Origin of the sequence: Methylophaga sp. UBA5088, from assembly GCF_002414625.1 — a bacterium.
GTDB lineage: Bacteria > Pseudomonadota > Gammaproteobacteria > Nitrosococcales > Methylophagaceae > Methylophaga > Methylophaga marina.
In genome coordinates this window covers 3,120-14,131 of record NZ_DIAC01000117.1, presented here as the reverse complement: position 1 = coordinate 14,131, position 11,012 = coordinate 3,120, and the positions used below count along the sequence as shown (strand labels likewise).

Annotated in this window: 13 protein-coding genes and 1 pseudogene; 5 read left to right on the top strand and 9 right to left on the bottom strand. The window is 42.2% G+C overall.

Going from position 1 to position 11,012, the window contains the following annotated elements:
- From B4K20_RS14750 to B4K20_RS14740, 3 genes are all read right to left on the bottom strand, one after another.
- A partial coding sequence (locus B4K20_RS14750) for a hypothetical protein (protein WP_289283490.1) occupies positions 1-308 on the bottom strand: 308 nt, incomplete at its 3' end.
- Between the two features lie 115 nt (positions 309-423).
- Entirely contained in the window at positions 424-1,101 is a 678-nt protein-coding gene (locus B4K20_RS14745) for a DUF4145 domain-containing protein (RefSeq protein ID WP_289283489.1), read from the bottom strand.
- A 112-nt stretch (positions 1,102-1,213) separates the two neighbouring features.
- On the bottom strand, positions 1,214-1,600 hold the full coding sequence (locus B4K20_RS14740) for a hypothetical protein (RefSeq protein WP_289283488.1): 387 nt from the start codon (positions 1,598-1,600) through the stop codon (positions 1,214-1,216).
- Between the two features lie 474 nt (positions 1,601-2,074).
- Between B4K20_RS14740 and B4K20_RS14735 the strand changes: the two genes are divergently transcribed.
- On the top strand, positions 2,075-2,686 hold the full coding sequence (locus B4K20_RS14735; RefSeq protein WP_289283487.1) for a TetR family transcriptional regulator: 612 nt from the start codon (positions 2,075-2,077) through the stop codon (positions 2,684-2,686).
- A gap of 19 nt (positions 2,687-2,705) precedes the next feature.
- Here the strand turns inward: B4K20_RS14735 and B4K20_RS14730 are convergent, their stop codons facing one another.
- Positions 2,706-3,719 carry a fatty acid desaturase family protein gene (locus B4K20_RS14730; protein WP_289283486.1) on the bottom strand — a complete coding sequence of 338 codons (1,014 nt, stop codon included), beginning with the start codon at positions 3,717-3,719 and terminating at the stop codon, positions 2,706-2,708.
- Positions 3,712-4,590, bottom strand: coding sequence for a sugar phosphate isomerase/epimerase family protein (locus B4K20_RS14725; protein ID WP_289283485.1), 879 nt, complete (start codon positions 4,588-4,590; stop codon positions 3,712-3,714). Before B4K20_RS14725 ends, B4K20_RS14730 begins: the two co-directional genes overlap by 8 nt.
- Before the next feature lie 264 nt (positions 4,591-4,854).
- Here B4K20_RS14725 and B4K20_RS14720 point away from each other — a divergent pair, with 264 nt between their 5' ends.
- From B4K20_RS14720 to B4K20_RS14705, 4 genes are read left to right on the top strand one after another with little or no spacing between them, the layout of a single operon-like run.
- Complete coding sequence (locus tag B4K20_RS14720) at positions 4,855-5,106, top strand: hypothetical protein (protein ID WP_289283484.1); 252 nt, start codon at positions 4,855-4,857, stop codon at positions 5,104-5,106.
- An 11-nt stretch (positions 5,107-5,117) separates the two neighbouring features.
- Positions 5,118-5,465, top strand: coding sequence for a hypothetical protein (locus B4K20_RS14715; RefSeq protein ID WP_289283483.1), 348 nt, complete (start codon positions 5,118-5,120; stop codon positions 5,463-5,465).
- 25 nt (positions 5,466-5,490) lie between these two features.
- Positions 5,491-7,587, top strand: a complete 2,097-nt coding sequence (locus B4K20_RS14710) for a primary-amine oxidase (RefSeq protein ID WP_289283482.1) — start codon at positions 5,491-5,493, stop codon at positions 7,585-7,587.
- A 4-nt stretch (positions 7,588-7,591) separates the two neighbouring features.
- The gene (locus B4K20_RS14705) at positions 7,592-8,320 is read left to right on the top strand and encodes a cytochrome c oxidase assembly protein (RefSeq protein WP_289283481.1); all 729 of its coding nucleotides are present in this window, start codon (positions 7,592-7,594) and stop codon (positions 8,318-8,320) included.
- Here the strand turns inward: B4K20_RS14705 and B4K20_RS14700 are convergent.
- The 4 genes and pseudogenes from B4K20_RS14700 to B4K20_RS14690 form a co-directional block, all read right to left on the bottom strand.
- Positions 8,267-9,220 carry a helix-turn-helix domain-containing protein gene (locus B4K20_RS14700; RefSeq protein ID WP_289283480.1) on the bottom strand — a complete coding sequence of 318 codons (954 nt, stop codon included), beginning with the start codon at positions 9,218-9,220 and terminating at the stop codon, positions 8,267-8,269. The genes B4K20_RS14705 and B4K20_RS14700 overlap by 54 nt on opposite strands.
- 262 nt (positions 9,221-9,482) lie before the next feature.
- The gene (locus B4K20_RS17085) at positions 9,483-9,860 is read right to left on the bottom strand and encodes a CZB domain-containing protein (RefSeq protein ID WP_414673351.1); all 378 of its coding nucleotides are present in this window, start codon (positions 9,858-9,860) and stop codon (positions 9,483-9,485) included.
- Positions 9,861-9,923: 63 nt separating this feature from the next.
- Positions 9,924-10,394, bottom strand: a pseudogene (locus B4K20_RS17080) (methyl-accepting chemotaxis protein); the annotation flags it as partial.
- A gap of 341 nt (positions 10,395-10,735) precedes the next feature.
- On the bottom strand, positions 10,736-11,012 hold a 277-nt coding region (locus tag B4K20_RS14690), incomplete at its 5' end, for a hypothetical protein (protein ID WP_289283478.1).

Here is an 11,012-nt window from a genome sequence, read left to right as displayed (position 1 = left end):
CTGGAGTAGTTAATTGATACGATTTTATTGTTATCAACGCCCACTATTAGCTTTATCTTGTTTTTTTGTTTCTGGTTAGAACGACATGTCCAATAATGGACCTCTAAACGATCCTTAACTCTACATTTAAAGCCATTCTTTGTGAGTTCCTTGAACTCTTCGACTGAGGAGTTAAGTGAAAGACCATTAATTTTAAACGATTCGATACGCTCAGGAATAAGGCTATCCGAAGCGAGGGCTTGCATGGAGATGCTTGCCAGAACAATAAAAAGAAAACGATGTACGTGCTTAAGGTAATTTTTTAGCATGATGATGTTTGTCCATAATGATTGAAATTAAAAATCCTTTGTTATTTGGGTCAGTGTAAAATGGCTAAAATCAAACATTCTGACCCTATTGATTTTGTGTTTTTGTTAGCATTTTTTACCCTTTTAATTCAGGTTTCCCCATCTTCGCCAATTTTTCATTTAGTTCTTTACGTCGTTTTTCGATTCTCTTAGGCTGAATGAAAACGAAATCAAATAAAGAGAGAATCACCTCAAGTAACCATTCTGCTTCCCCTGGTTCGACCTTTACAATTAAGCCGGTATTAGTTTCTTTATTTGGATGAGCAGCAAAATTACCTACTACTCGAACAGCATCAATAGATTTGGAAAGATGAGATGGAATATGATCAAGCTCTAAAAATTTGTCGATTTGCTTAGAAAGGTTGTTGCCTTTGATTTTTAACTCATCTTCTAATATGACTTGGAGAAGCCTACGGCTAATAGCAGCAGAAGCTTTTGGGCTAGATTCCAAAATAGCTTTAGCTTCAATCAGGTCAGTCTTGTAATCTTCCGGAACGTCTTCAGAAAGCATAGGTTCAGATTGAGTTGGATACACAGTAAACTCTTCATCGTATATATGTTTTCCTTCACTGTCCTCTACAAAGTCTTCAGAATCTATATCCAGTTTTCCTTCTACTATTCGAACAATCAATTTTCCGCAATTAGGGCAGGCGGAGCTTTTAATGCCCTGAGCGACATGATTATCATTCCAAACCATAGCATGTGGAGTCGACCACTCTTCAAAGAATGAAATTTTGCAATGAGGACAAATCATAAAATTCCTTTTCGAATGCTAACGCTGAGTGAATGGGCAGCGTTGCTGCGAAGCAGCGCTTTTAGCTGTCCAGCCGCAGGCGTTCATTGCACGTTTTGTTAGCCCTTTTAATTTAACCATTACTTTCAGCCCTGAATTGTGCTGGACTGATAACTTCATCAAACCAAGCGGCGATGTTCCCGCATGAAAAGTATTTCCGCAATACACCTGGTTCTGGGTATTCTACGACTACTTGACCGAGTTCAATAGCACTTGGGTTTTTACCCCGCTTATTTATATATGTTCGAAGTATCTCTGGGTCGCCAAGTGGTGAGTGACGTACAACTAATGCTTTCATAAACTCGCCAGCATTATCGGCACTTATGCGATGTTTTGGTACATGCTGATGGAATAGCTCATTGAAATTTCCTTCATCATACTCGTGAAGGCGAAAACACTTTTCCTTGGCGTTAAGATCATCGCAGATTTTGTAGCCAGTATATAAGTCACTTTCAGACAAAAATAATACTCCGTTTTTTCTCGCTGCTTGTAGGGCTAACAGTCTGTTTTATGAGGCCAGTGGCCTCATAATAAATATTAAACAGGCGGCCTTATAATTCATTTTTGGCAACCATAACATATTGACTATAAAAGAAATTAACCTCACAACTCGGAATTATAAGGCCTAAAACTTGAGCTGGGTTGGAAAAATAGTGCCGAGCTTTTGTTATCTTGTTTGTAAATTTGTTTCAAGGAAGAGGCAATTAGCATGGCAAAATCTCCATTTTTAAGTTAAATCGAATCCTTCATGCTGACGAGGCGCTATAGTCGTTAAGCTCTCCAATCTCGACAGTATTGAACTGAATATTTCACAATTTTTGATACTAAGCAATAAAACGGAATAAATTTACCCTAGCCACAACCATTCACACCTTTATATTTGAAGCATTTCCAGCCTCACGCTACTATCTGATTTTCTCCAAGAAAAATACTCATGAAACGAAGCAAAGAAGACGCAGCGAAAACCCGACAGAAAGTGATTGATGCGGCGTTAAAGTTATTTGGTCAGCGTGGTTATAGTGGTACGACATTACGGTTGATTGCTGATGAGGCGGGTTGCTCGCGTGGACCGATTTACTGGCACTTTGCTAATAAAGAAGAGTTATTTGAAGAGATTCTGGCCTATTCTCAGGCGCCATTAGAAAAGCTGATTGCTCAGTGTGATGACAGTCAGGAGCCCATCGAAGCGGCGAGTAACTTTGCCCGCCAGTGGCTGAGTTTATTATTTGAGGATACGTATTACCGTCAGTCATTTGAGATTTTGTTGAATAAAACCGAATACACGGAATCGGTATCGCCATCACTGGAGCGTGAACGCGCCTTAACGGTGTCGCTCATCAGCACTTTTGCTGGTTTTGTTGAACGCTATCGCCAGCAAGCAGATAGCAAAGCCAGCACTGATAGTCAGGTGGTTGCCATGTCTATGTATAGCTATCTGATGGGTGTGACACAAAGTTGGATGGTGAATCCCAAGCTTAATCAGCTTGAGGACAATATCGAATTTTATGTGACTGAGTTTGTGCGTTTATTACAAAGCCCTCAGTAAACACCAAGGGCTTTTTTTATTAAAAGGCAGTGAGAAAACTTAAGGCATCCACTCCTACCGCTCTTCCCTCTTTTAGTGATGTTGTTACTTCATCATCACCGTATTCTTCAGCATAAATTCTAGCGACACGATGTTTGTGATAAGAGCGAGCTTGCTCCCAGAAAGTCAGTGTTTGTGGTGCGACTTTTTCACCCATTTCTTTGTGTAAAGCCGGTAGCTCATACCAGTTCAATATCGGTTTCTGATGATGGGCGTTGTGATAGCAAAAATTCAGCACCAGCATATTTAGCCACGGATAACGATGTGACAATAAGTTGCTGTAGGTATTGGCCTGCTCGTACTCAAAATCACGACGATGAGGGAACACGGCATCCGGATCATCCAGATTAAAAATCACTTCATAGTTATGCTGATAACAGTCCATAAAACGAAGTACAGTCAACAACACGCATTGAGCAACGGCGTATAACACAAAGGCTTTGACACTAATCAGCAACACCGCCAGCAATAACGCGCCTCTAATTAATACCACTGTCAAAACCCGACGTCGTTGATCACGCTTTGATTCAATAGCCCATGGCGCAAACACCAACATGGTGTGCATCATGATTTCAATGGCGGGAATATAAGCCCATTCCGCTGCTTTGACGACCTTTTCCATAACTGGATGTCGTTTTAAAAAGCTACGGTAATCCCATACGACGGGATCACAGTTATCGACATGATGACGCATGTGTTTATAACGAATATCTTCAAAGCGGCCGTAACAACTGCCGGTAATCCAGTTAAGGACTTTACCGAGTTTGGCATTATCCTTATTGTCTTTAAATAAGGCGTTATGACCACATTCGTGTAATAAATAAGCCGCGATAATCATGCCGTGAGCACAGGCCAGCATGCCCAGAATATTAATTATCCAGTTATTGGCAAACATCGCTGCCCAGCCACCAAAATAGGTGACAGTGATATATGCCAATACGCCGATACTGTATTTCGCCCCGGCGGGATCACGAAGTTGAAATGCGTTAGCCATGAGACACCTCAGCTAATGTGGTTGCTTGTTTCCATTGTTCAAAATGCTGCTGCTCGGTATGACCTATCCAGCTATTGATTTCCCAGAGATCTGCAATGGGGGCATTGGTAAATGGCAGATGGTGCAAATAACCATCTGGGCCAAACTCAGGAGTCATGGTGGTTTCCGAATAACCACGTGCACACTGGGCTGTCCAAATAGCTTCCCAGCAACGTTGATGACTTTCTAAAGCCGCTTGATATTCTGGTGCTGCAGGATGTGGTACTTGTGGCCCTTGGTCATACCCTACCCGACTGTGAATGTGATGAGCATGCTGGGCGGCGAGTTCGATAGCATCCCATTCGCTATCCATTAAACGTTCACTGACTACTACCCAGTGGCTGAAGTCACAGGTGATTTTGATATCAGGCAGGTGCTCTAAAATCGCCATGGTATTCCATGGGCAATAAAAACTACGGCCACGATGCGTTTCAAAGGAACATAACACACCATGTTTATCTGCAATATCCATAGCGGCTTTAAAGAAGTCGATGCTAGTTTGAATTGGCCAGGCATCACAGCCACCCATCACATTGACAAATTTGGGTTTTAGCGATTTACCTAAAATGATTTGTGATTCCAGATCAGCGAGATGTTCTTCCACACTGGCACGACGTCTCGGTACATAAGACCCGGCGGTGCAGATTTCTTGAATCCATTCAGTATTGTGTTTTTCAATCGATGCTTGCAGTGCTGGGAAATGGTTTGGATCGTCATGTTTGGCAGGTGCTTCCAGACCTGAAAACCCAGCTTCTTTTGCCATGGTAACGGCTTCTTCAATAGTACCGGTATGACCCCAGACTGTTTTGAAATTCTTTAGCTTCATTGTCATCTGTATGGTCTCTTCATTAATAAACAATATGAATGCAGCAAACAACATGCCAAAGTGTATGTATAAATATCAATAGCCATCAAAGCCTTATCATGACTTACATAGCAGAGAGTGCCTTGTGTCTGATAATTTAAAAGTGGCGATGAAGAAGGTCTTTATTGCACTGGGTTTGTGCTGGCGATGTTAACTTTTGGGGCGATATCAAAAAGCAAAGAGAAGTTGAAGTGGTAATAAAACTTTACCTTTCTAAACCCGCATTAACCTATGTCAGCAATAGAATTGATGAAACACTTTGCTATGACTATGGAAACACGCTTAATGACTAAGTATTTGATTATTACTTTTGATTTTTCAAATGACCCAAACGCTGAAAAATCTTTGCCAGCATCAGCCAGAAAAATTCAGTATCAAGATAAAACCTACTTTATTATTAATAAAAACGAGTATTTAGGGCTCACAGGCAATCATATTGCCCGTTATTTGGTATCAAACCCGGTGCCAGAAAATAACTTTTAAAAGGAGTTTTTATGCATAAACAATGTATATCAGGTGTTTTTATCACACTGCTTTTTGCCATGGTGGCCCCATCTTATGCTGTTGATGACAGCATGGTGCCTAAAGAACTGGAAGACGCAATGAAGTCCTGCCGTGATTCTGCCAAGGGTAGTGTTGAATCATTCGATAGCTGTATGGAGCAAAAGGGATTTGATGAAAAGCCACAGTCATCTGTACCAGCACCATCTAAAGAAGTTGATGAACAGCTGAAATCAGCCGTAAAAGACTGCCATGAAACTAGCAGTGGTAACCTCCCCGCTTTTGAAAATTGCATGGAACAAAAAGGCTTTAACAAACCAAGAATAGAAGCGCCAGACTAAACTCAGACTCTCCAGCACAACATGGATGTCGATTTTTGCCACTTTGCGATATTGGTCTATTCAGATCTCACTAGTATTGATAGCAGAAAAACAATACGACGAGGTCACTATGAATCACGCATTAGAAACATCCTATAAACCCGAAACAACACCTGGCGTTAAAGCCATTCATCCACTTGATCCACTCACGATAGAAGAAATTGCTATCGCTTCTGATTTACTCAGAAAAGAAAAAGGCTTGGGTGCTGAGTGTCGTTTTCCTTATGTGCAGCTTGAAGAACCGGCAAAAGCGGAAGTATTAGCTTTTGAAAAAGGTCAGTCATTTTCACGCCAAGCCTTTGCGGTGGTACTTGATAAAGCCACAGGTGATATTCATGAAGCGATGATTGACCTGAATACCAACAGTATTACACGTTGGGAACAGATTGATCCTGAAGTGACTGGCCAGCCGGCCATTATGATGGAAGAGTTCTTCACTTGTGTCGATATCGTTCAGGCAGATCCTGGTTTTATTGAAGCGGTGAAACGTCGTGGCTTAACCGATAAAGATATTGAAACCATTCAAATTGACCCATGGTCATTTGGTTATTTTGGTGATGAAGAAAAATACCGTGGTCGACGCTTAATGCGAGGCGTGGCCTTCATTCGTGATGAAATTGTCGATAATGGCTATGCAAGACCTATTGATGGTCTGGTGGCGATTATCGATTTAAATGAAGGCAAGGTCATCGAGTTGTTAGATGATGGTCAGAATATTCCCGTCCCTAAAACGAAACACAACTACGACACTCCATCACTCGCCAAGCCACGTGATGATCTTAAACCTCTGCAAATAACTCAGCCGGAAGGTGTGAGCTTCACTGTTGATGGCTGGAAAGTGAACTGGCAGAAATGGCAATTCCGTCTGGGCTATAACCCACGCGAAGGTTTAGTACTCAACCAATTAAGTTACCAGGATGGTGATCGTCTGCGCCCGATTATTTATCGTGCCAGTATCAACGATATGGCGGTACCCTACTCTGACACCAATCTGAACCACTATTGGAAATGTGCGTTTGATGGCGGTGAATATGGTCTTGGCCGCCTGGCTAATCAGCTTGAGCTGGGCTGCGACTGTCTGGGCGCGATTCGCTATTTTGATATTCCAACCGTCGATGATAATGGCGTGCCATTCTTGATGAAAAATGCCGTCTGTATGCATGAGGAAGATTACGGCACCTTATGGAAACATTACGAGTTCCGCAGTGAAACCTATGAAATGCGTCGCTCACGTCGTTTGGTTATCAGCTTCTTCTGTACTGTGGGTAACTATGATTACGGGTTTTACTGGTATTTATATCAGGATGGCACCATTCAACAAGAAACTAAACTGACCGGTATTATTCAGACAGGCGCATTGGTTCCCGGTGAAAAACCTAAGTTCGGTGGTATGGTGACACCCGAAATCTATGGGCCTACTCATCAACATTTCTTTAGTGCTCGCCTGCATATGATGCTTGATGGTGAAAATAATTCCGTGGTCGAAACCAACTTCACGCCCCGCGAAATGGATGAAGATGAAAACCCATGGGGCAATTTGTTTAATACAGAAGCTACCGTGTTAAAAACAGAACTGGAAGCGGCTCGTGAAGCCAATGGTCAAACCGGCCGGTTCTGGAAAATTATCAACCCCAACAGCATCAACGCCGTGGGTAATCCGACCGGCTATAAACTCGTTGCTGAGCATAACCCGGTGATGCTGGCTCACAATAATAGTTATGTTGCCAAGCGGGCTGGCTTTGCTAAAAAGCATTTATGGGTAACGCCTTATGATCCGGCCGAGATGAATGCGTCCGGCTTTTATCCTAATCAAAATAAAGGTGAAGGTTTACCGTATTACGTGCAAAAAGACCGTCCGATTGAAAATACGGATATCGTGGTCTGGCATACCTTTGGTCACACACATGTATGTAAACCAGAGGACTTCCCCATCATGCCAGTGGAGTATGTTGGCTTTACCTTGAAACCCAATAACTTCTTTATGGGTAATGCGGCAATGGATGTGCCTGCTGAAGGGAATAACCATAGCGTTGATACCGTGACCGGTTCGGTAAAATCTGGCTCAAGCTGCTGTTCTGAATAGTCAGATGTGGTTAGTTTCAGTGGATTTATTGTGCAGCGTGATAGTCATTATCACGCTGCAACAATGGGCTGTTAAGAAAAACTTACTGGCGAAACCGGGCGTATTTCTCACTGGTAACCTGGTATTTTTGTTTGGCATGCTGCCGTGGTTTGATAACTTGGCTCGCTATTCGATTAGCTTGCACAGTTTACAAAGCGTCATGGTGCATCATTTTGCCCCATTATTATGGATTGGCGCTTTACGTCATAAACAGTCATCTAGTATCAGAGCACATAACACCGTATCGCATTGGCCTACTACGTTATTGATGAGCATTTTTGCAGTACTGACCTGGGTATGGATGTTACCGTCATTCCATCCACTGTTAATGCAGAGTGCCATTATCTATAGCGGTATGAAATGGTTAATGGCATTAAGTGGGCTGGCCTTATGTTTATCCATGCTCAGTCACCATCAAAAATCATCTTATTGGCAGAAATTAAATAATGTCACAGTGGTGATGCCCTTATTACTATGGGGACTGTTGATGTTTATCTTTCCCACAATGTATGCCGATACACATACCAGCCATCATCATATGATGATAAGTCATCTACCCGCCTGGCTTCAGCTATCACCCATTCAGGATCAATTTATCGGTGGTCTGCTCTTTATTGTGTCGGGTTTCCTTTACTGGCAATCAAACTCGATCAGCGTAGCGTTTACGCGTCATGCTCGGCGTTTCTCCAAATAAACGACGATATTCCTGAGAAAAATAGCCCATATGGAAAAAGCCATAATTAGCTGCCACATCAGTGACTGAAAGACCACTTGTTATTAGTTCACGTTTGGCTGCATTGAGCTTTACGGCTCGCAGATATTGCATTGGTGAAGTGCCTGTCGCTTTATGGAAACTATAATTCAAGGTGCGGTGTGGGATAGACAAGGCCTTGCATATATCCACAATACTGGCACAACTTCCTTCACTGGAGGCCACATACTCATGACAACGCTGCACAATGTAGTTGTGTTGATTGCCCAGACGTTTTAACGAGTTATTATGTGTTTCTTCGCTTTCGTAAATAGTCAAAGCAAACTGGATTATTTTATCCTCTATCGCTTTGAATAACTGTTTAGCATAGCTCGCAGCCTTATTAACAGCTCTCAGGTTATCTACGAGCAATGCCAGATCATGGCGTAAGGTGTTGAGCATGTCAGCGTCCATTTTGACACCGTAACTTTTTTTAAACCCAATCAGTCGAGTATAAGTATCGTGACTCAACAGTTCGGCAAATGTCTGTTGGTCAATGGAAACAATGCTGTAGTCGAGTTGGGCTGGCCCCACAAAGGAAAAGTCGCTTTCATAAGGTAATAAGGTAATACCCGATGACAAAATTTGACGTGCTTGTTCTGAGGCATCACTCGTTTCAACATGATGTGGAATCATCAAACTGATTTTACCCTTCGGCGTATGCGTATCCTGAACCACACTTTGCTTCATGCGTTCTCTAAACACGCGAACCGAATCCAGCTGAATATCTTCAAGAAAGCCTTCAAACCGCCCCGCACTTATTTGATCGTATTCCTGTGGCCAATTTTGCAGGGAGTGAGCATGTTGATTCACATCATCAAACGTAGCGGACTGACTGAACATGATGTAGATCCCCAGAATGGCTAAGAATAAGAGATCTAAGCAAAAAATGAACCGCTGTTTAATGAGGCAAAGTGTAATGGCCACCCTCGCATTATTAATTCAATAAAATCAATAACTTTGATTTACAAGCAAAGAGTTTTATCAATATAGATGAGAGCGCTTATCTTAATAAGCCTGCCCTTATTTGGAGCATTTCCCGCTAAGTTGATAAAAATGGGGCATCATCAAAAGAGGATGCCCCACTGTTAAGCATGTTTATTTTTTATTTTGAGTAGCGATGCAGTTGATTGAAGTATTCATCCAGTAAGTCATCAATGGCACTGACTACCTGAATACTGGCATGCTCCATCACCGACAACATATTGAGTGTTTCTGCTTTATCACCATTCGCTGCCGCTTGAATCGCCGCTTTACCAGAAACATGAACCTGTTCATGCGGTTTTTCGATAGATTTATAGTTACTAAGTGATACGTACTCACTGGCACCCGCTCCGCGATAGTACCATTCGCCCAGTCGACATTGAGTGTGATCGTTTACGGAAAATTGATAATTCTCAGTATCGATAGCGGCATAAATCTGATTTTTCCAGACAGCGTGATCTAACTTCACCGTATTGAGAAATGAGGCCGTTGATGCCATCAGAATAATCTTTTGCATTTGATTTGAACGCTGTAGCACTTCACTCACTACAGCCCCAATTTGTTCTGATGAGGTCGATACTTCACGCGCACCTTCTTGATTGTCCTGCACCATGCCTTTGATATTACTTGTCTGATTTAGAACCTGACTGACTAATGATTCAATCTTGTCACTGGCATCATGGGCTTTTGAGGCAAGATTTCTGACTTCATCGGCAACAACAGCAAAACCTCGACCGGCATCACCGGCCCTGGCGGCCTCGATCGCAGCATTTAACGCAAGTAAGTTAGTTTGCTCTGAGATTTCTTGTATGGTGGCGACCAATACATTGATATCGTTAGCTGTTTTATCTAGCACCCCAACAACTGTAATACTCTCATTTGCATGAGCATTAATGGTTTCAGCTCGTTGATTTAATTTCTCAACGGCTTGTGTGGTCTGAGCAAAAATCTCTTTTAACTGATCCAGCGTTTCTCTCTCTTCCCTAAGACTCGTTGCACTCTGTAATAATCCATCACGGACAGTTTGAAGCATCTTGCCGCCTTCTAACTGAACACCTATCAGTCCTTCATCCTGACTGAGCTGGCTTTTTAAACTCGCTATTTCACTCTCTTTTTCAGCTAGCTGGGATATCAGCTCATTTTGTTGCGTTTGATGTTGTTTTTCTCTCTCTTTCAGTTCTTGCTCTAATGCTGCTATTTGTTGTTTTAGTTTTTTTGAAAACACAGTTAATTCATCCTTAGAGGTTCATTAAGTAACGCTCACAAAACACTACTAAGTTTTATGAGTTATAACCACAGACAGTTCGGGGAGTAAACGGGCAAAAAAATAAACGGGGCTCGACTCATGCGTTCATCTTCAACCAAACTGAAAAGTTAGGTGACTAAGATTGGCTCATCAATCAGTTTATCAATATTGAAATAAAGACAATCGGGGCTATTGTCTCGTGTATAGATACCATCCAGTACTTTTGCTATCTGACTTAACTGAGCCAGGGCGCCCGCATTACTAGCCTGAAACTCACTCGCGTCATAGCTAATCACATCGTTTATTTCGTCTATCAACAATGCAAATCTGGGCGTTTTTCCATCTTCAGTCACGAATAACAAGACTTGTCTCATAGCAGCTTGTAAATGCTCAACAGCACGAGCA